This is a genomic window from Simplicispira sedimenti, from assembly GCF_022760965.1.
In the GTDB taxonomy this organism is placed as follows: Bacteria; Pseudomonadota; Gammaproteobacteria; order Burkholderiales; family Burkholderiaceae_C; genus Simplicispira; species Simplicispira sedimenti.
In genome coordinates this window covers 153,315-174,145 of sequence record NZ_JAKVIJ010000002.1, presented here as the reverse complement: position 1 = coordinate 174,145, position 20,831 = coordinate 153,315, and the positions used below count along the sequence as shown (strand labels likewise).

The window sequence follows — 20,831 nt, the reverse complement described above, 5'->3', positions numbered from 1 at the left end:
CGCACTCATAAGACACCAAGAAGTCAGCGCAACGGCAGCGGCGTGCTCACGCCCAGCAGCAGGCCCAGGGCGAATACGGCCATCACCAGGCCTGCGGTGGCGTACATGGCCCAGGCCAGCCAGAACAGGCCTGGCTGCTCATCGCGGCGCCATTCCAGGCGGCCCTTGAAGCCGTTGGAGCCAAAAGGCAGCCAGCCCCGCGCCAGGCTTTGGTAGGCCACGCCCAGCAGCCCCAGGCCCAGGATCAAAAAGAAGATGCCTTGAAACAGCGCCATGCTGCCGTCCTCCGTGGGTTCACACCGATCCATACCGATGGCGGACCACTGTACCAGCACCGCTGGCGCGGGCGGCGTGCAGGCGGTGGCTATCAGCCCAGGCGCGCCTGCAGCCAGCCGCGCAGGCTGTTGATGAAGGCCCAGCCCTGCACGCGCGGCAGATCCTGAATCCGCACCACGGCCTCGATCACCCGGCCATCGCGCAGCGCCACGGCGCGGCCCACGCCGGGCAGCAGGCCGCAGGCCAGCGGCGGCGTGACCCAGCGGCCGTCGAGCAGCATGGCGATGTTGCCGAAGGTGCCTTCGGTGATCTCGCCTTCCTCGTTCCACAGCACGGTGTCGAACACGCCCGGCTCCTGGGGCGCAAACGCGGCGTAGTGCGCGCGGCGCGTGGTCTTGTGGCGCACGAATTCGCCGTGCGCCTGGGCCAGCGGGCGCTGCGCCAGGCGCAGCAGCACGGGTTCGGGCGTGGGGGCCAGGGCAAAGGCCTCGGCACGCGGTGTGCCTGCGGCGCCCAGCAACAGGCGCGTGCGCCATGCCCCCTGCGGGTGGCTGCCCGCCAACACCTGCAGGCACTGGTGCACGGCGGTGGCGTCCCAAGGCACGCCGAAATGCGCCGCCGCCTGCTCCATGCGCGCCAGGTGCTCGGGCAGGTGGTGGTAGGCACCGTCCTCCAGCCGCAGGGTTTCCAGCAGGTCGAAGGGCTCACTGGCGCGCTCGACAAAGGCGCGCTTGGCGGCCCATTCGCGCCATTCGGCGTTGGCGTCGGCGCCCCAGACAATGCCGCTGCCAATGCCGCAGCGGGCCTCGCTGCCCTGCAGTTCGACGGTGCGGATGGGTACGTTGAAGGTGGCGTGCAGGCCGCCACCAGCGGCGGGCCGCAGCAGGCCCACGGCGCCGCAGTACACGCCGCGCGGCCCGTCTTCAAGCTGGGCGATGGTGCGCATGGCCTGCACCTTGGGCGCGCCCGTGACGGAGCCGCAGGGGAACAGCGCCGCAAACACGTCCTGCAGCCGCGTGCCCGTGCGCGTGGTGGCGGCCACGTCCGAGGTCATCTGCCACACGGTGGGCAGCGCCTCGGTATGGAACAGGCGCGGCACGCGCACGCTGTGGGGCTGGGCAATGCGCGAGAGGTCGTTGCGCAGCAGGTCCACGATCATCACGTTTTCGGCGCGCTCCTTGGGCGAGTTGCGCAGGTGCGCGGCCTGCGCGGCGTCGTCCTGCGGCGTGGCGCCGCGTGCGGCCGTACCTTTCATGGGGCGGGTGAGGATGGGGCCGCTGCCCTGCGGCCCGGCCTGCCAGTCGAAGAACAGCTCGGGCGAGACGGACAGCACCTGCCCGGCGGCAGCGCCGTCGATCCACGCCGCGTAGCCGCCGCCCTGGGCGCGCTGCAACGCGGCAAACAAGGCCTGCGCCGTGCCCGACCAGCGCCCGCGCAGCCGTGCGGTGTGGTTGACCTGGTAGTAGGTGCCGCGCGCAATGCCGTCCTGGATGTGCGCCAGCGCGGCGTCAAACGCGGCGCGCTCGGGCTGGGTGTGCCAGTCGATGCGCGCATCGTCTGCCGCTGTCGCTGCGGTGGGCCAGGGCAGCGGTGCATCGTGCGCCGCAAACCAGGCCAGGGGCAGCGCGGGGTCGCCCGCCTGCACGGCGAGCGCGGGGTCGAACGCGGGCGCGGCCTCGTAGCGCAGCCAGCCCAGCACCCAGGCGCCGCCCCGTGCTGCGGCCTCGGCAGCGTCGAGCACAGCACGCACCTCGTGCAGCGCATGGGCCGCCCACACGGTACGCGGCGCGCCAAACGCATGGCGCAGGCGGGCACCGGCCGCATCATGCGGGTCGGCAAAGTCGATCAGTGAACCAATAGTCAAAATGGCCTCCAGCGCTTATTGGATAAGCGCCAGCAGCTACTATTTTGATAGCATCATGCCGCGCCGATATGGGGCACCAGGCCGCTGACTGGCTGGCCGCTGCGCAGGGCTGCGGTGAAGGCCAGCATGCGGTCTATGGGCATGCGCGCGCGTGGGATCAGCGCCGGGTCCACGTGCACGGCGTTGGCGCCGGTCTCCAGTACGCGGGCCACGTCGGCCAGGCCGTTCATGGCCATCCAGGGGCAGTGGGCGCAGCTTTTGCAGGTGGCGCTGTTGCCTGCGGTGGGGGCTTCGATGAAGCGCTTGCCGGGGTTGAGTGTGCGCAGCTTGTGCATCATGCCGTTGTCGGTGGCGACGATGAACTCCTGGGCGTCCATGGTCTGCGCAGCCTTGAGGATGGCGGAGGTGGAGCCCACGGCGTCGGCCAGGGCGATGACCTCGGCCGGGCTTTCGGGGTGCACCAGTACCTTGGCGTGGGGGTGCTCCTTCTTCAGCGCTTCGAGCTCGAAGGCCTTGAACTCGTCGTGCACGATGCAGGCGCCGTTCCAGAACACCATGTCGGCGCCGGTTTCGCGGCGGATGTAGTCGCCCAGGTGGCGGTCGGGCGCCCACAGGATTTTGTGGCCCTGGTCCTTGAGGGCGCGCACGATGTCCAGCGCGCAGCTCGACGTGACGAGCCAGTCGGCGCGCGCCTTCACGGCGGCGCTGGTGTTGGCATAGACGACCACGGTGCGGTCAGGGTGCTGGTCGCAGAAGGCGCTGAACTCCTCAATGGGGCAGCCCAGGTCGAGCGAGCAATTGGCATCCAGGTCGGGCATGAGCACGGTCTTCTCGGGCGAGAGGATCTTGGCCGTCTCGCCCATGAAGCGCACGCCGCTGACCACCAGCGTTTGCGCGGCGTGGTCGCGGCCAAAGCGCGCCATCTCCAGCGAATCGCTGACGATGCCACCGGTCTCCTCGGCCAGGTCCTGCAGGTCGGGGTGCACGTAGTAGTGCGACACCATGACCGCGTTCTTTTCCTTCAGCAGACGGCGGATCTTGTCCTTGAGCGCGGCACGCTCGTCCTGCGACAGCTCGGCGGGCACACGCGCCCAGGCGTGTTTGGTGGAGCAGACCGCGCCGCCTTCGGGCTGTTCGTAATCGACTTCTTTCAGGGTGATCGTGGTGTTCATGGCAGCTCCTGGAGGCGCATCGAGAAGTCGGTGGCCTTGACGTCCTTGGTCAGCGTGCCAATGGAGATGCGGTCCACGCCGGTTTCTGCAAGGGCGCGCAGGCCCTCCAGCGTCACGCCGCCCGAGATTTCGAGGATGGCGCGGCCCGCGTTGATTCGCACCGCCTCGTGCAGCATGGGCAGGGGCATGTTGTCCAGCAGCACCATTCTTGCGCCCGCGTCCAGCGCCTCGCGCAGTTGCTCCAGCGTTTCCACCTCGATCTCGATGAACTGCGCGCGCGCGGCCACCTGCTGCGCGGCCTGCAGCACGGCGCTGACGCCGCCCGCAGCGGCAATGTGGTTTTCCTTGATGAGGACGGCGTCGTGCAGGCCGATGCGGTGGTTGGTGCCGCCGCCCACGCGCACGGCGTACTTCTGCGCCAGGCGCAGGCCGGGGATGGTCTTGCGCGTGTCCACAATGTGGGCACGGGTGCCGCGCACGGCCTCCACGTAGGTGGCCGTCTTGGTCGCCACGGCAGACAGCAGTTGCAGGAAGTTGAGCGCCGTACGCTCGGCGCTCAGCAGCGCGCGGGCGTCGCCCTCGGCCTCCAACACCACCTGGTCGGAGGTGCTGCGCTGTCCCTCGGCCACATGCCAGGTGATGCGCACGGTGGGGTCCAGCGCGCGCAGCGCCGCTTCGGCCCAGGGTGCGCCGCAGATGACGGCGGCTTCGCGCGCCAGCACGCGGGCGCGGGCACGGCGCCCTGCGGGCACCAGGGCAGCGGTCAGGTCGCCGCTGCCGACGTCTTCCTGCAGCGCGCGGGCCACATCCAGCAGCACCTGGGTGCCAAGCGGTTCCATCGTGGGGTCTTTGGGGTTCATGTCCATGTTCTTCAATGCGCAGCGCCCTGGCCGGGCGGGGCCAGGGCCAGCAGCGCTGGGATGATTCAACCCCAAAGCATAGCGGCTTCGACTAGACTGCCGGGCTCCACGGCTTTTTGCGATTGAGGCACCATGACCGATCCCACCACGCCCCCTTCCACTCCCAGCGGCACGCCCTACGGCACGCTGCCCCCCGCATCCCCACTGCCCCAGCGCCGCCCGGTGAGCCTGCCGCGTCTGCAGCAAATGCGCGAAGCGGGCGAAAAAATCACCATGCTGACGGCCTACGACGCCACCTTTGCCGCCGTGGCCGACGCTGCGGGCGTGGAATGCCTGCTGGTGGGCGATTCGCTGGGCATGGTCTGCCAGGGCCTGCACAGCACGGTGGGCGTGACGCTGGAAACCATGGTCTATCACACCGAAAGCGTGGCGCGCGGCCTGCGCCGCGTGCAGGGCACGGCCTGGCTGATCGCCGACCTGCCCTATGGCAGCTACGCCGAAAGCCGCGAACAGGCGCTGCGCAGCGCATGCGAGCTGATGCGCGCCGGGGCCCACATGGTCAAGCTCGAAGGCGGCGGCTGGACAGCACCAACGGTGCAGTTCCTGGTCGAGCGCGGCGTGCCCGTGTGCGCCCACCTGGGCCTCACGCCGCAAACGGTGCACGCCCTGGGCGGCTACCGCGTGCAGGGCAAGACCGAGCAGGCCGCGCAAACCCTGCGCCGCCACGCCCACGAGCTGCAGGACGCCGGCGCCACCATGCTGGTGCTGGAAATGGTGCCCGCGCTGCTCTCGGCCGAACTGACCCAGGAACTGCAGCACTGCCACACCATCGGCATTGGCGCAGGCAACGGCACGGCAGGCCAGGTGCTGGTGCTGCACGACATGCTGGGGCTGAACCTGGGCAAGATGGCCAAGTTCGTGCACAACTTCATGCAGGACGCAGACAGCGTGCGCGGCGCCATGGAGGCCTATGTCCAGGCCGTCAAGCAAGGCCGCTTCCCCGACAACACCCTGCACGCCTGGTAAGGCGTGCCCCCTTTCCCCATGCAGATCATCCACACCATTCCCGAGCTGCGCGCCGCCCTGGCGCAGAGCCGCAACCCTGCCTTCGTACCCACCATGGGCAACCTGCACGACGGCCACCTGGCCCTGGTGCGCCAGGCCAGGCCGCTGGGCGACACGCTGGTGGCCAGCATCTTCGTCAACCGCCTGCAGTTTCTGCCGCACGAGGACTTCGACAGCTACCCGCGCACCCTGCAGGTGGACGCCGACAAGCTGCGCGCCGCAGGCTGCGATGTGCTGTTTGCCCCCAGCGAGCAGGATCTGTACCCCGAGCCGCAAACCTTCAAGGTACAACCCGACCCGCAACTGGCCGACATTCTGGAAGGGCAGTTCCGCCCCGGCTTCTTCACCGGCGTGTGCACGGTGGTGATGAAGCTGTTTTCCGCCGTGTTTGCGGGCAAGGCCCAGGGTACGGCGTTGTTCGGGCAGAAGGACTACCAGCAGCTCATGGTGCTGCGCCGCATGGTGCAGCAGTTTGCGCTGCCCCTGGACATCGTGGCCGGAACCACGCAGCGCGCCGACGATGGCCTGGCGCTGAGCTCACGCAACGGCTACCTGAGCGAGGCCGAGCGCCAGGAGGCGGTGCAACTGTCGCTGGCCCTGCGCGCCCTGGCACGCGACGCCGTGGCCGCGGCCCACACCCTGCCCGCGCAGCGCGAAGCGCTGGAGGCGCGCGCCCTGCAGGCCCTGACCGGACGCGGCTGGCAGCCCGACTACCTGACCGTGCGCCGCCGCAGTGACCTGCAGCCCCCCCAGGCCGGTGATGCGCTGGTGGTGCTGGGCGCCGCACGCCTGGGCCGCACGCGCCTGATCGACAACCTGGAAGTCTGACGCGCCAGACCACGGCCCCATGGATATCCTGCTCCTTGCCCTGTTGCTGTCCATTGGCATCTTCGTGCTCAATGGCAAGCAGCAGCGCCAGCGCATCGGCCTGCTGGCCAGCCACCTGGCGCAGTACCAGATCGAGAAGCTGCTGGAAAACCTCATCGAGGGCTACATGCGCGCCCTGGGCGAAACCGACCCCGCCCGGCGCCAGCAGATCTGGGACCTGCTGCGCACCACCGAGCTGCAACTGAGCGAGCAGTTCGGCCAACTGGCGACCGAAATGGCGCGCGTGGACGCCGCCCTCACCCGCGTGAGCACCCTGCCGCTGGCCCTGCCGTTTGCCGACCAGTGGTGGCCCAGCGCCAGCTTCGACCTGCGCCAGGCATTCAAGATCCACGCCGAAGGCATTGAACGCGCGGTGCGCAACGACGCCCAGCGCGTCCCCAAGGACAAGGCCTTCACGCTGATGGCCGAATTGTTTTTGATGCAGCACACCTGCCACTGGTACTGCAAGTCCAAGCCCGTGGCCTCGGCGCGCCTGATGGCGCGGCACCAGACGGCGTATGCACAGGTGATCGACGCAGTGGACCCTGCCACGCGCCGTGCCTACCTCGCCTTGGTCAAAGGCTGAGGGGTATGGCCCCGCCTCCCCGCAACGCTCGCGGGACGCGCAACCCATCAGCGGCGCCGCGCCGCACCGCGCAACCACGACCGGCCGTGCCCCGGCTGCTGCTGCTGAACAAGCCCTTCGATGTGCTCACCCAGTTCAGCCCCGACGGCAGCGGGCGACATACCCTCAAGGACTTTGTGGACGTACCCGGTGTGTACCCTGCCGGACGCCTGGACCGCGACAGCGAAGGCCTGCTGCTGCTGACCAACGACGGCCCGCTGCAGGCCCGCATTGCCGACCCACGCCACAAGCTGCCCAAAACCTATTGGGTGCAGGTGGAGGGCACGCCGACCGAAGATCAACTGCGCCAACTGCGCGAGGGCGTGCTGTTGAACGACGGCCCCACCCTGCCCGCCCAGGCGCAGTGCCTGGCCGAAGCGCCTGCGCTGTGGGAGCGCCAGCCGCCCATCCGGGTGCGCCAGAGCATTCCCACGGCCTGGCTGGAACTGACCATCCGCGAGGGCCGCAACCGCCAGGTGCGCCGCATGACCGCCGCCGTGGGCCTGCCCACGCTGCGCCTGGTGCGCGTGCGCATCGGCCCTTGGGGATTGGAGGGATTGGCGCCGGGAGAGTGGCGCGAGGTGCAGACCCCTACCCTGACCTGAATCAGGAGGTGCGCACCACCCATGCCGCATGAAACGAGCGCGCCCCACATCGGCAGCCACCGCGCAAGGGCCGCCCCGCAGCGCTGGTGGCGTCCCCCTTCCGCATCGCTCAGCGATGCCAGAGAAGGGGGAAGGAGCGAAGCGACACAGGGGGTTGTCTTGCTTCAGGCGCCTTCGCCCTTGGGCTCGCGCTCCATGAGGGCGGCCACGGCCTCGGCGGGGCGCAGGCGGCCGTCGAGCAAGGCCACCACGGCTTCGCTGATGGGCATTTCCACGCCCAGTTGGCGTGCACGTTGCACCACAGTGCGGGCGCAGTACACACCCTCGGCCACGTGGCCGAGCGAGTCCACGGCCTGCGCCAGCGTCTGCCCCTGCGCCAGCAGCAGACCCACACGCCGATTGCGCGAGAGGTCGCCAGTGGCGGTCAGCACCAGGTCGCCCAGGCCCGACAGGCCCATGAAGGTTTCGGCGCGCGCGCCCAGGGCCAAGCCCAGGCGGGTGATTTCTGCCAGGCCACGCGTGATGAGCGCGGCCCGCGCATTGAGCCCCAGTTGCAGGCCATCGCACAGGCCGGTGGCAATGGCCAGCACGTTCTTGACGGCGCCGCCCACTTCCACACCCACGATATCGTCGTTGGCATAGACACGCAGGCTGGGGCTGTGGAAGGCGCGCACCAGGGTGTCGCGCACGTCGGCGTGTTCGCTGGCGGCCACCAGCGCGGTGGGTTGGGCCAGGGCCACTTCCTGGGCGAAGCTGGGGCCGCTGAGCACGCCTGCCCGCAGGCCGGGCGCCACCTGGGCGTGCACTTCGTGGGCCAGCAGGCCCGGTGCACCTTCGGCCAGCGCGGCCTCAAAGCCCTTGCACAGCCAGGCCACCGGGGCGGTGCAGCCGTGCAAGGCCCCCAGCATGCCGCGCAGTGCGGCCATGGGGGTGGCGACGACCACCAGCCCAGCCCCGGCCACCGCATCGGGCACCGTGCCGCTGCGCACCTCCAGCCCCTGGGGCAGGCCCACGCCAGGCAGGTAGCGCGCATTGCTGCGTGCCGCCTGCATCTGCACTGCATGCTCGGCGCTGCGCGCCCACAGGGTCACGGCGTGACTGTCGGAGTGGCGCGCGGCGCTGATCGCCATGGCCGTACCCCAGGCACCCGCACCAAGAACTATGATTTTCATAGCAGCTCGCGCTTATTGCATAAGCGCCAGAGGCCAAAAAGACCTAAAAATTACTGCGGCAGAGGCGACGAGGGCGCTGCAGCCGCCTGTGCCCGTTGCTGCTCGTACATGGCCTGGAAGTTGATTTCCGCCAGGTGCACGGGCGGGAAGCCGGCGCGGTTGACCACATCGGCCACGTTGCCACGCAGGTAGGGGTACACGATCTGCGGGCAGGCCACGCCGATGACCATGCTCATCTGGTCTTCAGGCACGTTGCGGATCTCGAAGATGCCGGCTTGCTTGGCCTCGATCAGGAACACGGTCTTGTCCTGGATCTTGGTCTGCACGGTGGCGGTCACACAGACCTCGTAAATGCCCTCGACCACCGGGGTGGCTTCCACGCCCAGCTGGATGTCCACGTTGGGTTGTTGCTGTTCCAGCAGGATGGCGGGGGAGTTGGGCTGCTCCAGCGACAGATCCTTGAGGTACACACGCTGGATCTGGAACACGGGGGCGGAGGAGGTTTCTTGATCGGCCATGGGATGCTTTCAGCTCAAACCAGGCCCGGCACAGCGCCGGGCCACAAAAAGACCCGCTGCAGGATACCTTCCCGCTGCGGGCGCGAAACACGGGATTATGCAGCGCCCAGCAGGGGCAGCAGACCGCCGCGGGCGTCCAGGGCCATCAGGTCGTCGCAACCACCGACATGGGTGTCGCCGATGAAGATCTGCGGCACGGTGCGTCGGCCAGTGGTTTCCATCATGCGCTCGCGCTCCTGCGGGTTGGTGTCGATGCGGATCTCTTCGATGTGCTCGACCCCGCGTGCCTTGAGCAGTTGCTTGGCACGCACGCAGTAGGGGCAAACGGCGGTGGTGTACATCTTGACGGCTTGCATGGCGTTTTCCTCGGCGGCAGTGGGCAATCAGGCTTTTTTCTCGATCGGCAGGCCCGCTTCACGCCAGGCCTTGGTGCCACCGGCGAGCACCTGCACGTTCTCGTAGCCCAGGCGCCGGGCCATGATGGCCGCGCGTGTGGCACGCGCACCACTGGAGCACACCATGACCAGCGGCAGTGCCTTGTTCTTGACCACCGTGGGCAGGCGCTCATCGATTTCATTCACCGGCACGTTCTTGGCGCCGCCCACGTGGCCTTCGGCGTATTCGTCGGCACCACACACGTCGATGAGCACCGCCTTCTCGCGATTGACCAGCAGCACGGCGGCCGAGGGAGTCAGCCCGTTCGCGCCCGACTTGAGCATGGGCAGGAACAGCATCCCTCCCGAAACGAAGGCCAGCACGAACAGATACCAGTTCTCGACAATGAAATTCACGATATTCCTTGGGGTGTCAGATGCCGCAATTCTAAAATGCCGGGTTTCGACCTGCTTGCCCAAGGGACACCATGCACAAACTCGTTCTGATCCGCCACGGCGAATCCACCTGGAACCTGGAAAACCGCTTCACCGGCTGGACCGATGTGGACCTGACCCCCACCGGGGTGTCCCAGGCCATGTCGGCAGGCAAGCTGCTCAAGGCCGAAGGCTATGACTTTGACCTGTGCTACACCAGCGTGCTCAAGCGCGCCATCCACACCCTGTGGTACTGCCTGGACGAGATGGACCGCACCTGGCTGCCCGTGCAGAAAAGCTGGCGCCTGAACGAGCGCCACTACGGTGCGCTGCAGGGCCTGAACAAGACCGACATGGCCAAACAGTACGGCGACGAGCAGGTGCTGGTCTGGCGCCGCAGTTACGACACCCCCCCACCCGCGCTGGAGCCGCAGGACCCGCGCAGCGAGCGCAACGACCGCCGCTACGCCAACCTGGACGCCTCCCAGGTGCCGCTGACCGAGTGCCTCCAGGACACCGTGGCCCGCGTCCTGCCCTTCTGGAACGAGACCATGGCCCCCAGCATCCGCTCCGGTCAGCGCGTGCTGGTGGCGGCGCACGGCAACTCCATCCGCGCACTGGTCAAGTACCTGGACGGCATCTCCGACCAGGACATCGTCGGCCTGAACATACCCAACGGAATTCCTCTGGTGTACGAACTGGACACGGACCTGCGCCCCATCCGCCACTACTATCTTGGCGATGCAGAGGCCGCCGCCAAGGCTGCGGCAGCGGTTGCCACCCAAGGCAAGGCCTGAGTCCACCGAAAAAAGACAAGCGCTGCAAAATGTGAGCGCCCGCGCGGGAACCGGCGCGGGTTGGGCCCTTCCAAGGTGTATATTGACCCGGTCAGAGGTAAACGTATGGGCCAGAAACTGAAAATCGCAGGGTGGGTATCGGTCGGCGCGCTCGCGGGCGCGCTGACCACGGTGTCGCTGCAAACCATGGCACGCGGCAGCATGGCACCCTTGCCGCTGGAGGAAATCCAGCAACTTGCCGCCGTGTTCGGCCTCGTCAAGACCGACTATGTGGAGCCGGTGGACGACAAGAAGCTCATCACCGATGCCATTTCGGGCATGGTCGCCAGCCTCGATCCGCACTCGCAGTATTTCGACAAGAAGTCCTTCTCCGAATTCCGTGAAGGCACCACGGGCAAGTTCGTCGGCGTGGGCATCGAGATCACGCAGGAAGACGGATTGATCAAGGTGGTCTCGCCCATCGAGGGCTCGCCAGCCTTCCGCGCCGGGCTCAAGACCAACGACCTGATCACCAAGATCGACGAAACCGCCGTCCGCGGGCTGAGTCTGAACGAGGCCGTCAAGCGCATGCGTGGCCAGCCCGACACCAAGGTCACGCTCACCATCTTCCGCAGGGAAGAGAACCGTACCTTTGCCGTCACGATCACGCGCGAAGAGATCAAGACACAGTCCGTCAAGGGCAAGATGGTCGAGCCTGGCTACGGCTGGATTCGTCTGTCGCAGTTCCAGGAACGCACGGTGGACGACTTCGTGCGCAAGGTCGAGGAACTGTACAAGCAGGACCCGCAGCTCAAGGGCCTGGTGCTGGACCTGCGCAACGACCCCGGCGGCCTGCTGGACGCCGCCGTGGCCATTTCTGCGGCCTTCCTGCCTGCGGACGTGGTGGTGGTCACCACCAACGGGCAGCTTGCGGAGAGCAAGGCCACGTTCAAGGCATCGCCCGACTTCTACGCCCGCCGTGGCAGCAGCGACCCGCTCAAACGCCTGCCTGCGGCCATCAAGAAGGTGCCGCTGGTGGTGCTGGTCAACGAAGGCTCTGCCTCGGCCAGCGAGATCGTGGCCGGTGCCCTGCAGGACCACAAGCGCGCCACCATCATGGGCAGCCAGACCTTTGGCAAGGGTTCGGTGCAGACCGTGCGCCCCCTGGGGCCGGACACCGGAATCAAGCTGACCACGGCGCGCTACTACACACCCAGCGGCAAATCCATCCAGGCGCGCGGCATCGTCCCCGACGTGATGGTGGACGAGACCGCCGAGGGCAGCCCCTTTGCCGCCCTGCGCATGCGCGAGGCCGACCTGGAAAAACACCTGGGCAACGGCCAGGGCGAGGAAAAGCCCGACCCCGAACGCGAAAAGGCCCGCGAGGAAGCCCGCAAGCGCCTGGAAGAGGAGGCCAAGAAACCCGTGTCCGAGCGCAAGCTCCCCGAGTTCGGCACCGACAAGGACTTCCAGCTCGCCCAGGCCCTGAACCAGTTGCGCGGCAAGCCCGTGCTGGTGAGCAAGACCCAGACCGAGCGCAAGGAAGAAAAGAAGGAGCAGTAAGCCGCTGCCGCCTTCGCCCACCGGGGCCGGTTGCACACCGGCCCTTTTTACTGCCCCGCCCACCCATGACCGACGACCAGCTCCTGCGCTATTCCCGCCACATCCTGCTCGATGAGGTCGGCATCGAGGGACAGGAGCGCATTCTGGCGGCGCACGCACTGGTCATTGGCGCTGGCGGCCTGGGTTCCCCAGTAGCGCTGTACCTGGGCTCGGCGGGCGTGGGCCGGATCACGCTGGTGGACCACGACGTGGTGGACCTGACCAACCTGCAGCGCCAGATCGCCCACACCACACAGCGCGTGGGCCAGCCCAAGGTGGCATCGGCTGCACAGGCGGTGCAGGCCATCAACCCCGACGTGCAGGTGACCGCGCTGCAGGAGCGCGTGGACGCCCTGCGCCTGCACACGCTGGTGCAGGAGGCCACGGTGGTGCTCGACTGCTCGGACAACTACGCCACGCGCCAGGCGGTCAATGCCGCCTGCGTGCGCCTGGGCAAGCCGCTGGTGGCGGGAGCGGTCATCCGCTTCGATGCGCAGATCACCGTCATCGACCCGCGCGAGCCCGGCACCCCCTGCTACGCCTGCCTGTTCGACCCGGCGGCGCAGTTCGAGGAAGTGGCCTGCTCCACCATGGGCGTGTTTGCTCCGCTGGTGGGCGTGGTGGGGGCCCTGCAGGCCACCGAGGCGCTCAAGCTCGTGGCGGGCGTGGGCACCTCTCTGGCCGGGCGATTGCTGATGCTGGACGGCCGGAGCATGGAATGGAGCAGCCTGCGCACTGCCCGCAATCCGGCCTGCCCGGTGTGCGGCACAGCCCACATCCCGCCAGCCCAGTAGGAATGCGCCTACGCGCAGCGCTTGCCTGCGCTGGCAGCCCGCGGCCGCCCGTCACGATAGAGTGGGCTCGCCACATCCCGAAAGGCCGCTGTGAAGCTCCGCACCTTCTTCGTCGAAGACAACCCCACCATCCGCGAGAACCTGATCGGCACGCTGCAAGAGCTGGCCGCCGTGGAGCCCGTGGGCATGGCCGACAGCGAAGCCACCGCCTGCCAATGGCTGGACGCCCACACGCAGAACTGGGACCTGGTCATCGTGGATGTGTTCCTGCGCCAGGGCACAGGCCTGGGTGTACTGGCGGCCTGCCGGCGCCGCCAACCAGGGCAGCGCGCGGTGGTGCTCAGCAACTACGCCACGCCCGACGTGCGCCGGCGCTGTGCCCAACTGGGCGTGGACGCGGTGTTCGACAAGTCGGGCGATATCGAGGCGCTGGTGGACTACTGCCGCGAACTGGCGGCGCATCTCAGTGATCCATTGCACGAACGCGGCACCCACAGCGGATGAAACCGACGCGCCCCAAGCCAGGGCTCCCGCGCAAGGGCCGCCCCGCCGCGCAGGGAGCGTTCCCCTGCCCGCGGCGCGCTGCGCTGCGAAAGCGGGGGGAAGGTGCGCAGCACCTCAGGGGGGTGTTACATCACTTCAATCGATCAGACGGTTCTTGAGCGCGTAGTACGTCAGGTCGCTGTTGGTGGACAGGCCCATTTTTTCGAGCAGGCGCGTGCGGTAGGTGCTCACCGTCTTGACGCTCAGCGACAGCGCCTGGGCGATGTCCCCGGCCGTTTCGCCGCGTGCGAGCTTCAGGAACACCTGGAATTCACGCTCGGACAACTGCTCGTGCACCGGCGCGTCCTCCTTGCGGTGCAACTGCTGGGCCAACAGGTCGGCGACTGCGGGTGTGACGTAGCGGCGCCCCTGCGCAATGGTGCGGATGGCCTCGACAATTGTTTCGGGCTCGCATTCCTTGTTGAGGTAGCCGCTGGCACCCTGGCGGATCAGGCTGATGGCGTAGTGTTCCTCGGGGTAGCCGCTGAGCACCAGAATGCCCATGTGCGGTGCCTTGGCGCGCAACTGCGCCAGCACGTCGATGCCGCTGCGCCCCGGCATGGCCAGGTCCATGACCAGCACCTGAATGTCCTGCTGGTGCACCAGGTCGATGGCCTCGCGTCCGTTGGCGGCCTCGCCCACCACGCGCAGGTCCACATGCTCGGACAGAAACTGGCGCAGCCCCGAGCGCACAATCGCATGGTCGTCCACGATACCTACATTGATCATCGAATCGGCTCTCCCTGCGCGCCGCCAGCCACGGCGGCGGCGGCGTTCGACCCATTATCCTGATTTGCATGCTTCGTCCACACCGCCCCCTGCGATGGCCCCATGCCCTGCAACGCCTTGCCGTGGTGCTGCCCCTGGCGGTGCTCGCGGCACTGGCACTGGTGGGCATCAACGAGGCGGGCTACCAGCGCTCACACCAGGCTTTGCAGCAACTGGCGCACAGCCAGGCCACACACTCCAGCGTCAACCGGCTGTTGCAGGACATGCTCGACGCCGAAACCGGCCTGCGCGGCTACCTGCTCACGGGCGATGAGCGCTATCTCGACCCCTACAAGGCCGGGATCGCCACGCTGCAGGACGACCTGGAACAACTGCGAAGCCTGGTGGCCGACACCCCCGAGGACAGACAGCACTACGAGGCACTCGCCCGCACCATCACCACCAAGCTTTCGGAAATGGCGCTGAGCCTGGACCTGCGCCGCAAGGAGCGGCAGGACGCCTGGCAGTTCGTGCTCTCCACCGACGTGGGCAAACAACACATGGATGCGATCCGCCTGCATGCACGCGCCCTGATTGACAGCAGCAACGCACAGGTGGCACGTGGGCAGGCCGAGATCGAACGCGCATTGTGGGGCTCGCGCCTGGGCATCGCGCTGGCCACTGCTGTAGGCCTGCTGGCGTTCTACCGCTACCTGCGCCAGACCCAGGCCCTGCAACAGGCCACGGCCCGCGAACAACAAGCCCTGGAGAGCGAGCGCGAACGCCTGGAGGCCCTGGTGCGCGCGCGCACCGCATCGCTCAGCGCGCTGGCCAACCACCTGCAGCAGGTGCGCGAGGACGAACGCGGCCACCTGGCACGCGAGCTGCACGACGAACTCGGCGCCCTGCTCACCGCCGCCAAGCTGGATCTGGCGCGCCTCAAATCCCGCATCGGCACCAGCGGCCCTGAGGTGCAGGAGCGCCTGCAACACCTGGGCGCCACGCTCAACCAGGTGATTGCGCTCAAGCGCCGCATCATTGAAGACCTGCGGCCCTCGGCGCTGGCCAACCTGGGGCTGGCCACAGCGCTGGAGATTCTGGCGCGCGAGTTTTCGGAACGCGCTGGCCTGTCCGTGCAGGCCCATGTGGACGAGGTGCGCCTGAACGACGCCGCACAACTGGCCGTGTACCGCCTGGTGCAGGAGTCGCTCACCAACATCGGCAAATACGCCCAGGCGCGCCAGGTCCACGTGCGCGTGCAGCCCCAGGGGGCGCAGGTCGTGGTCACGGTGCACGACGATGGCATCGGCTTTGAGCCCGCCACCCTGGGCCATGGCGGCCATGGCCTGGCCGGCATGCGCCAGCGCATAGAGGCCCTGGGCGGCCAGTGGCAGGTGCAGTCCACGCCAGGTCAGGGCACGACCGTGCACGCCTGGCTGCCGCCATCGGGGTAAGCTCACGCCATGCAGGTCTATCCATGCAGCCATTGCGGCCACCTGGTGTTTTTTGACAGCATGCACTGCGTGCGCTGCGGCAGCACGCTGGCCTTTGTGCCGGAAGCCATGGCCCTGCGCGCGCTCGAACCCGCACCAGGGAATGCCCCAGCGCTATGGCAGGAGCGCAGCCCTGCACCCGGAGCGGCACGCTACCGCCTGTGCACGCACCGCGACGACGGGGGCGGCTGCAACTTCGCCCTGCCCGCCCACAGCCCGCACCACCTGTGCCTGGCCTGCCGCCAGACGCACATGCTGCCCGCGCTGACCGACCCCTTGCTGCGCCAGCACTGGGCACGCATCGAGGCAGCCAAGCGCCAACTGTTCTACACCCTGGCGCGCCTGGGCCTGCAAGGCACGGCCGACAACGCCGCCGCGCAGGCCAGCCCCCGCTACGCCCTGCTGGCCGACCAACCGGGCGGGCCAGCCATCCTCACCGGGCACCAGGGCGGCACCATCACGCTGAACGTGGCCGAGGCCGACGATGTGGAGCGCGCGCGCCGCCGCCTGGCCCTGCACGAACCCTACCGCACGCTGCTGGGCCACCTGCGACATGAATCAGGCCACTTCTACTGGGAACGGCTGGTGCAGCAAGGCGGCCGGCTGGACGCCTTTCGCGCCCTGTTTGGCGACGAGCGCCGGGACTACGCCGCCGCGCTGTCTGCCCACTATGCAGACGGCCCACCACCCGACTGGCAAGAACAGCATGTCAGCGCCTACGCCACCGCTCACCCCTGGGAAGACTGGGCCGAGACCTGGGCGCATTACCTGCACATGGTCGATCTGCTGGAGACCGCTTCCGCATACGACACCGCCCTGCGGGTGCCCGGCGCCCACGGCATCGTGCGCGAGCAAGTCGCCAACCCGTTCGCCCACCCCGCGCCACCGTTCGACACCCTGGTGCGCCAATGGGTGCCGCTGACGCTGCTGCTCAACAGCCTGAACCGCAGCCTGGGTCAGCCCGACGCCTACCCCTTTGCCCTGTCGGCTGGGGCATGGTGCAAGCTGCGCTTTGTGCACGACACGGTGCAGCAGGCCAGCAGCAGTTGAATCACGCCCGCGCTGCGCGACCCAGCTTCTGCATCAGCCGCTCGTGCACCACGGGCGAGACGAACTGCGCCACGTCGCCGCCCAAAGTGGCAATCTCGCGCACCAGCGTGCTGCTGATGGACTGGTAGCGGCTGTCAGGGGTGAGGAACACCGTCTCCACCTGCGGCATGAGGGCGCGGTTCATGCCTGCAAGCTGGAACTCGTAATCAAAGTCGGTGCCCGAGCGCAAGCCGCGCACCATGGCACAGGCCCCACGCGCGGCGGCAAAGGCCGTCACCAGCCCCTCGAAGGGCTCGACCTGTACCTGGGGGCAGTCGCGCAGCGCCTCGCGCGCCATGTCCATGCGCTCGTCCAGGCTGAACAGCGTTTTCTTGTGGTGTGCAATGGCCACGGCGACGATCACGCCGTCAAACAGGCGGGCCGTGCGGCGCAGCAGGTCTTCATGCCCCAAGGTGATGGGATCAAAGGTTCCAGGGTAAACAGCGAGTAGTTTGCGTGACATGTCTTTGGGGCTCCCAGGCACCACACCACATTGACGAGCGGTGCAGCCGTTTCTATTCACGCGTCACGGTAGCAGATTCGGCGAATCCGTACCGCGCCACCACGCACCGACCGCAGCACACAGGCACGCGGTGATGCCCCACCCCACGGGATCCTGCAAGACTGGCAAGGCACGAACGCTCCGACGGACTGCCTGCGATCCACAAGGTGGATAGGGTGGTTCCTTTGCTTCTATTTTGATAGCTGCCAGCGCTTGATGGACGAGCGCTTGATGCCAATTTTTCTCTTATTTTTTTATATAGATCTGGTCAAAGCTGGCGTGGTCCGCGAAGTGGTCCTTGGCGGCCTTTTCCCAACCACCAAAGGCGGCATCGATGGTGAACAGTTGCAGCGCAGGGAACTGCTTGGCGTACTTGGCCTTGGCTTTCTCGGAGATGGCCGGGCGGTAGAAATGCCGGCCCACGATGTCCTGGCCTTCCTCGGTGTAGAGGTACTTCAGGTAGGCCTCGGCCACGGCGCGCGTGCCTTTGCGGTCTGCGTTCTTGTCCACCACGGTGACGGCGGGCTCGGCCAGGATGGACAGCGAGGGATAGACCACATCGACCTTGCTGCCAAACTCCTTCTCCAGCAGATAGGCCTCGTTCTCCCAGCTGATGAACACATCGCCCTGGTTGCGCTGCGCGAAGGTCACCGAAGAGCCACGCGCACCGGTATCGAGCACCGGCACATTGGCGTACAGCCTGGTCACGAAGTCTTTGGCCTTGGCATCGCCACCGTACTTGCGCTTGGCGAACTCCCACGCCGCCAGGTAGTTCCAGCGCGCGCCGCCCGAGGTCTTGGGGTTGGGCGTGATGACGCTGATGCCGGGCCTGACGAGGTCGTCCCAGTCCTTGATGCCCTTGGGGTTGCCCTGGCGCACCACCAGCACGATGGTGGAGGTGTAGGGCGCGCTGTTGTGCGGCAGGCGCTTCTGCCAGTCCTTGGCGATCCAGCCGCCGTTGGCGTGCAGCGCGTCGGTGTCGCCGGCCAGGGCCAGGGTGGCCACGTCGGCCTCCAGCCCGTCGATGATGGAGCGCGCCTGCTTGCCCGAGCCGCCATGGCTTTGCTTGATGGTCACGTCCTGGCCGGTCTGGGCCTTCCAGTGCTTGGCAAAGGCCTGGTTGAACTCCACGTACAGCTCACGCGTCGGGTCGTAGGACACGTTGAGCAGGGTCACGCCCTGCGCCCAGGCGGATGCGGCGCCCAGGGTCAGTACAGCGGCGGCCAGGGGTAGCTGGATGAAACGACGGCGAAAATTCATGGTGTAGTTCCTGTGGTTTTGTGGTGTGGTGAAAGGATTGTGGAATCCACACTTCAAAACTGGAACTACTGTGTTTTTGGTTTTTTATTACCAAAACATCTAAAAACCCGGTAAACCGGCGCCCCTCAGGCCTGAGCTCCCGCGCAAGGGCCGCCCCGCAGGCGCCGCAGGGGGTGTTTATCTCACGCCTGTCGCAGCAGATGCGCATGCACCGCACCGGCGCGCAGATGGCGGTGCAGCGCCAGGCCCAGGGGGGCCAGGGCCGCGTCCCAGGCTTGCGGGGCTTCCAGATAGACCCAGCCCTGGGGGCCCACGGCCTGGGCGGCGGCCTGCAGGGCGGGCTGGAACAGCGCGCTGTCGAACGGCGGGTCGAGCAGCACCAGGTCCAGGCTGGCGGGGGCGCACTGGCGCAGTGCGGCCACGCCGTCGCCGCGGCGCAGCTGCACGCTGGTGGCCTGCAGCCGCAGCACGTGCTGCTGCAGGCGCGCCAGCAGCTCGCCGTCCTGCTCCACCAGCAGCACCGATGCGGCGCCGCGCGATGCGGCCTCCAGCCCCAGGGCGCCGGTGCCGGCAAAGGCGTCCAGGCAGCGCCAGCCGGTCACATCCTGGCCCAGCCAGTTGAACAGGGTTTCACGCACGCGGTCGGGCGTGGGGCGCAGGCCGGGGCGCTGGGGCACCGGCAGGCGGGTGCGCTTCCATTGCCCGCCGATGATGCGGATTTCGCCCGCGCCCTGGGCGCCTTGGGCGCGCACTGGCGCTGCGGCCGAGGCTGCGCTGCGGACCGGGGCAGCGGCAGAGGCCACACCTTTACGCAGGGCAGCCTGCACCTTGGCCATGCTCAGGCGGCTGCTCATGGCTGCGCGCCCACCACCACGGTGACCATGCGCGCAGGCTGGAGCTTGCGCGCCATGGCGGCCTTGACGTCGGCCACGGTGAGGGCTTCCACGCGGCGCGTCCAGCCATCCAGGTAGTCCAGCGGCAGGCCGTAGGTGGCGATGTTGACCACGTTGGCCAGCAGCTTGCGGTTGCTGTCGATGCGCAGCGCAAAGCCGCCCACCAGGTTGTCCTTGGCGGCGCGCAGTTCTTCTTCGGTGGGGCCTTCGGCGACGAAGCGCTCGACCACTTCGCGCGCGACCTGCACGGCCTGCGCGGCCTGGTCGGGCCGGGTCTGCAGGTTGATGCTGAACGCGCCCGCATGCAGGCCCGGCGCAAAGCCGCTGTACACGCTGTAGCTCAGGCCGCGCTTTTCGCGCACCTCTTCGGTCAGGCGCGAGACAAAGCCACCGCCGCCCAGGATGTGGTTGCCCACCAGCAGCGCGATGAAGTCGGGGTCCTTGCGCGCAAAACCGGGCTGGCCGATGTACACATGGGCCTGGGCCGAGGCAAAGGGGATGTTCTGCTGCGCTGCAGCCTTGAGCGGCTCCACCTCAGGCACGGCGGGCAGCGGGGCGCAGGGGCTGGAGGCCGGCAGGCGCGCCAGCAGCGCAGCCACCAGCAGCCGCGCCTGCGCCTTGCCCACGGCGCCCACGATGTGCACGCGGGCGCGGCAGGCGTCCAGGTGCTGGGCGTGAAAGCGCTGCAGGTCGGCCACCTGGATGCGCTCCAGCGTTTGCGGCGTGGGGCGCTGCCCATAGGGATGGCTGCCAAACACGGCACTCGAAAACGCCTTGGCGGCCACGGTGCCGGGCCGGGTGTCGGCCTCGCGCAGGCTGGCGCTCCAGCGCTCGCGCTCGCGCGCCCACACCTCGGGCGGCAGGGCGGGCTCGGCCATCTGGCGCGCGGCCAGGTGCACGGCCTTGTCGAGCAAGGCGGGCTCGGTGAGCGAACGCAGCGAGAAGCTCAGGGCATCGCGCCCGGCGCTGGCCTCGAACTGCGCGCCCAGGTCGGCCCAGGCTTCGCCCAGGGCGTTTTCGTCCAGGGCGGCAAAGCCGCGCCCGGCGCGCACGCCCTTGGACACCATGCCCGCCAGGGCCTGCGCAAGACCGGCCTGTTCGGCCGGGTCGCGCCGGGCACCGGCGTCAAAGTCGATCTGCACATCCACCATGGGGATGGCGGTGCTTTCCACCAGCCAGACGCGGGCGCCGCTGGGCTCCTGCCAGTGCTGGATGGGCAGCAGCGCCCAGGCGGATTGGGCACAAAAAAGCACACCAGCGCTTATGAATAAAGCGCGAGCAGCTATAATTTTAATAGCATTCATGGCGATGAATCCTGGGTAGGCCCGGTCGTCGGGC

At 68.0% G+C, this 20,831-nt stretch carries 23 protein-coding genes; 10 read left to right on the top strand and 13 right to left on the bottom strand.

The window, feature by feature from the left end:
• Nucleotides 1-23: 23 nt before the first annotated feature.
• From MJ602_RS03315 to nadC, 4 genes are all read right to left on the bottom strand, one after another.
• Entirely contained in the window at nucleotides 24-275 is a 252-nt protein-coding gene (locus tag MJ602_RS03315; protein WP_162017225.1) for a hypothetical protein, read from the bottom strand.
• A gap of 92 nt (nucleotides 276-367) precedes the next feature.
• On the bottom strand, nucleotides 368-2,140 hold the full coding sequence (locus tag MJ602_RS03310) for a chorismate-binding protein (protein WP_243019387.1): 1,773 nt from the start codon (nucleotides 2,138-2,140) through the stop codon (nucleotides 368-370).
• Nucleotides 2,141-2,193: 53 nt separating this feature from the next.
• Entirely contained in the window at nucleotides 2,194-3,312 is a 1,119-nt protein-coding gene (nadA, locus tag MJ602_RS03305) for a quinolinate synthase NadA (RefSeq protein WP_162017227.1), read from the bottom strand.
• Nucleotides 3,309-4,151 carry a carboxylating nicotinate-nucleotide diphosphorylase gene (gene nadC / locus MJ602_RS03300; protein WP_243019386.1) on the bottom strand — a complete coding sequence of 281 codons (843 nt, stop codon included), beginning with the start codon at nucleotides 4,149-4,151 and terminating at the stop codon, nucleotides 3,309-3,311. The genes nadA and nadC overlap by 4 nt, the downstream gene beginning before the upstream one ends.
• 153 nt (nucleotides 4,152-4,304) lie before the next feature.
• Here nadC and panB point away from each other — a divergent pair, with 153 nt between their 5' ends.
• Genes panB through MJ602_RS03280 form a run of 4 tightly spaced genes read left to right on the top strand, consistent with a single transcriptional unit; the run spans nucleotide 4,305 to nucleotide 7,334 of the window.
• Nucleotides 4,305-5,198, top strand: a complete 894-nt coding sequence (panB, locus tag MJ602_RS03295; RefSeq protein ID WP_162017229.1) for a 3-methyl-2-oxobutanoate hydroxymethyltransferase — start codon at nucleotides 4,305-4,307, stop codon at nucleotides 5,196-5,198.
• A gap of 18 nt (nucleotides 5,199-5,216) precedes the next feature.
• Nucleotides 5,217-6,065, top strand: a complete 849-nt coding sequence (panC, locus tag MJ602_RS03290; protein ID WP_243019385.1) for a pantoate--beta-alanine ligase — start codon at nucleotides 5,217-5,219, stop codon at nucleotides 6,063-6,065.
• A 19-nt stretch (nucleotides 6,066-6,084) separates the two neighbouring features.
• Entirely contained in the window at nucleotides 6,085-6,690 is a 606-nt protein-coding gene (locus tag MJ602_RS03285) for a hypothetical protein (protein WP_243019384.1), read from the top strand.
• Between the two features lie 5 nt (nucleotides 6,691-6,695).
• Nucleotides 6,696-7,334, top strand: a complete 639-nt coding sequence (locus tag MJ602_RS03280; RefSeq protein WP_243019383.1) for a pseudouridine synthase — start codon at nucleotides 6,696-6,698, stop codon at nucleotides 7,332-7,334.
• A 164-nt stretch (nucleotides 7,335-7,498) separates the two neighbouring features.
• On the opposite strand, the gene MJ602_RS03275 is transcribed toward MJ602_RS03280, so the two are convergent.
• The 4 genes from MJ602_RS03275 to MJ602_RS03260 all read right to left on the bottom strand — a co-directional run bounded on the left by MJ602_RS03275 (nucleotide 7,499) and on the right by MJ602_RS03260 (nucleotide 9,815).
• The gene (locus MJ602_RS03275; protein WP_243019382.1) at nucleotides 7,499-8,506 is read right to left on the bottom strand and encodes an NAD(P)H-dependent glycerol-3-phosphate dehydrogenase; all 1,008 of its coding nucleotides are present in this window, start codon (nucleotides 8,504-8,506) and stop codon (nucleotides 7,499-7,501) included.
• Nucleotides 8,507-8,556: 50 nt separating this feature from the next.
• Nucleotides 8,557-9,024: a protein-export chaperone SecB gene (gene secB, locus MJ602_RS03270; protein ID WP_162017234.1), complete on the bottom strand. Its 468-nt coding sequence runs from the start codon at nucleotides 9,022-9,024 to the stop codon at nucleotides 8,557-8,559.
• 95 nt (nucleotides 9,025-9,119) lie between these two features.
• On the bottom strand, nucleotides 9,120-9,380 hold the full coding sequence (grxC, locus tag MJ602_RS03265) for a glutaredoxin 3 (protein WP_243019381.1): 261 nt from the start codon (nucleotides 9,378-9,380) through the stop codon (nucleotides 9,120-9,122).
• Between the two features lie 27 nt (nucleotides 9,381-9,407).
• Nucleotides 9,408-9,815: a rhodanese-like domain-containing protein gene (locus MJ602_RS03260; protein WP_162017236.1), complete on the bottom strand. Its 408-nt coding sequence runs from the start codon at nucleotides 9,813-9,815 to the stop codon at nucleotides 9,408-9,410.
• A gap of 71 nt (nucleotides 9,816-9,886) precedes the next feature.
• On the opposite strand from MJ602_RS03260, the gene gpmA reads away from it, so the two are divergent.
• From gpmA to MJ602_RS03240, 4 genes are all read left to right on the top strand, one after another.
• Nucleotides 9,887-10,630, top strand: a complete 744-nt coding sequence (gene gpmA, locus MJ602_RS03255; protein ID WP_243019380.1) for a 2,3-diphosphoglycerate-dependent phosphoglycerate mutase — start codon at nucleotides 9,887-9,889, stop codon at nucleotides 10,628-10,630.
• A gap of 105 nt (nucleotides 10,631-10,735) precedes the next feature.
• Entirely contained in the window at nucleotides 10,736-12,172 is a 1,437-nt protein-coding gene (locus MJ602_RS03250) for a S41 family peptidase (protein WP_162017238.1), read from the top strand.
• Between the two features lie 65 nt (nucleotides 12,173-12,237).
• The gene (locus MJ602_RS03245) at nucleotides 12,238-13,005 is read left to right on the top strand and encodes a HesA/MoeB/ThiF family protein (RefSeq protein WP_162017239.1); all 768 of its coding nucleotides are present in this window, start codon (nucleotides 12,238-12,240) and stop codon (nucleotides 13,003-13,005) included.
• 90 nt (nucleotides 13,006-13,095) lie between these two features.
• A complete protein-coding gene (locus MJ602_RS03240; protein WP_243019379.1) occupies nucleotides 13,096-13,509 on the top strand; it encodes a response regulator in 414 nt (137 codons plus the stop codon).
• 135 nt (nucleotides 13,510-13,644) lie between these two features.
• On the opposite strand, the gene MJ602_RS03235 is transcribed toward MJ602_RS03240, so the two are convergent.
• Entirely contained in the window at nucleotides 13,645-14,277 is a 633-nt protein-coding gene (locus tag MJ602_RS03235; RefSeq protein WP_243019378.1) for a response regulator, read from the bottom strand.
• 68 nt (nucleotides 14,278-14,345) lie between these two features.
• On the opposite strand from MJ602_RS03235, the gene MJ602_RS03230 reads away from it, so the two are divergent.
• Both MJ602_RS03230 and MJ602_RS03225 read left to right on the top strand, forming a co-directional pair.
• Nucleotides 14,346-15,710 (top strand): CHASE3 domain-containing protein, encoded by a 1,365-nt coding sequence (locus tag MJ602_RS03230; RefSeq protein WP_243019377.1) that lies wholly within the window; start codon nucleotides 14,346-14,348, stop codon nucleotides 15,708-15,710.
• A gap of 9 nt (nucleotides 15,711-15,719) precedes the next feature.
• Nucleotides 15,720-16,799 carry a zinc-binding metallopeptidase family protein gene (locus MJ602_RS03225; RefSeq protein WP_243019376.1) on the top strand — a complete coding sequence of 360 codons (1,080 nt, stop codon included), beginning with the start codon at nucleotides 15,720-15,722 and terminating at the stop codon, nucleotides 16,797-16,799.
• 1 nt (nucleotide 16,800) lies between these two features.
• Here the strand turns inward: MJ602_RS03225 and coaD are convergent, their stop codons facing one another.
• From coaD to MJ602_RS03205, 4 genes are all read right to left on the bottom strand, one after another.
• Nucleotides 16,801-17,301: a pantetheine-phosphate adenylyltransferase gene (gene coaD / locus MJ602_RS03220; RefSeq protein ID WP_162017244.1), complete on the bottom strand. Its 501-nt coding sequence runs from the start codon at nucleotides 17,299-17,301 to the stop codon at nucleotides 16,801-16,803.
• A gap of 285 nt (nucleotides 17,302-17,586) precedes the next feature.
• A complete protein-coding gene (locus tag MJ602_RS03215) occupies nucleotides 17,587-18,600 on the bottom strand; it encodes a sulfate ABC transporter substrate-binding protein (RefSeq protein WP_243019375.1) in 1,014 nt (337 codons plus the stop codon).
• 182 nt (nucleotides 18,601-18,782) lie between these two features.
• Entirely contained in the window at nucleotides 18,783-19,454 is a 672-nt protein-coding gene (gene rsmD / locus MJ602_RS03210) for a 16S rRNA (guanine(966)-N(2))-methyltransferase RsmD (RefSeq protein WP_243019374.1), read from the bottom strand.
• Nucleotides 19,451-20,797, bottom strand: a complete 1,347-nt coding sequence (locus MJ602_RS03205) for a M16 family metallopeptidase (protein ID WP_243019373.1) — start codon at nucleotides 20,795-20,797, stop codon at nucleotides 19,451-19,453. The genes rsmD and MJ602_RS03205 overlap by 4 nt, the downstream gene beginning before the upstream one ends.
• Nucleotides 20,798-20,831 lie beyond the last annotated feature (34 nt).

Coding starts and splice junctions, on each gene's coding strand:
- MJ602_RS03315 (WP_162017225.1), bottom strand. CDS start 275: ATGGCGCTGTTTCAAGGCATCTTCTTTTTGATCCTGGGCCTGGGGCTG.
- nadA (WP_162017227.1), bottom strand. CDS start 3,312: ATGAACACCACGATCACCCTGAAAGAAGTCGATTACGAACAGCCCGAA.
- nadC (WP_243019386.1), bottom strand. CDS start 4,151: ATGGAACCGCTTGGCACCCAGGTGCTGCTGGATGTGGCCCGCGCGCTG.
- panB (WP_162017229.1), top strand. CDS start 4,305: ATGACCGATCCCACCACGCCCCCTTCCACTCCCAGCGGCACGCCCTAC.
- panC (WP_243019385.1), top strand. CDS start 5,217: ATGCAGATCATCCACACCATTCCCGAGCTGCGCGCCGCCCTGGCGCAG.
- MJ602_RS03285 (WP_243019384.1), top strand. CDS start 6,085: ATGGATATCCTGCTCCTTGCCCTGTTGCTGTCCATTGGCATCTTCGTG.
- MJ602_RS03280 (WP_243019383.1), top strand. CDS start 6,696: ATGGCCCCGCCTCCCCGCAACGCTCGCGGGACGCGCAACCCATCAGCG.
- MJ602_RS03275 (WP_243019382.1), bottom strand. CDS start 8,506: ATGAAAATCATAGTTCTTGGTGCGGGTGCCTGGGGTACGGCCATGGCG.
- secB (WP_162017234.1), bottom strand. CDS start 9,024: ATGGCCGATCAAGAAACCTCCTCCGCCCCCGTGTTCCAGATCCAGCGT.
- grxC (WP_243019381.1), bottom strand. CDS start 9,380: ATGCAAGCCGTCAAGATGTACACCACCGCCGTTTGCCCCTACTGCGTG.
- gpmA (WP_243019380.1), top strand. CDS start 9,887: ATGCACAAACTCGTTCTGATCCGCCACGGCGAATCCACCTGGAACCTG.
- MJ602_RS03250 (WP_162017238.1), top strand. CDS start 10,736: ATGGGCCAGAAACTGAAAATCGCAGGGTGGGTATCGGTCGGCGCGCTC.
- MJ602_RS03245 (WP_162017239.1), top strand. CDS start 12,238: ATGACCGACGACCAGCTCCTGCGCTATTCCCGCCACATCCTGCTCGAT.
- MJ602_RS03235 (WP_243019378.1), bottom strand. CDS start 14,277: ATGATCAATGTAGGTATCGTGGACGACCATGCGATTGTGCGCTCGGGG.
- MJ602_RS03230 (WP_243019377.1), top strand. CDS start 14,346: ATGCTTCGTCCACACCGCCCCCTGCGATGGCCCCATGCCCTGCAACGC.
- MJ602_RS03225 (WP_243019376.1), top strand. CDS start 15,720: ATGCAGGTCTATCCATGCAGCCATTGCGGCCACCTGGTGTTTTTTGAC.
- coaD (WP_162017244.1), bottom strand. CDS start 17,301: ATGTCACGCAAACTACTCGCTGTTTACCCTGGAACCTTTGATCCCATC.
- MJ602_RS03215 (WP_243019375.1), bottom strand. CDS start 18,600: ATGAATTTTCGCCGTCGTTTCATCCAGCTACCCCTGGCCGCCGCTGTA.
- rsmD (WP_243019374.1), bottom strand. CDS start 19,454: ATGAGCAGCCGCCTGAGCATGGCCAAGGTGCAGGCTGCCCTGCGTAAA.
- MJ602_RS03205 (WP_243019373.1), bottom strand. CDS start 20,797: ATGAATGCTATTAAAATTATAGCTGCTCGCGCTTTATTCATAAGCGCT.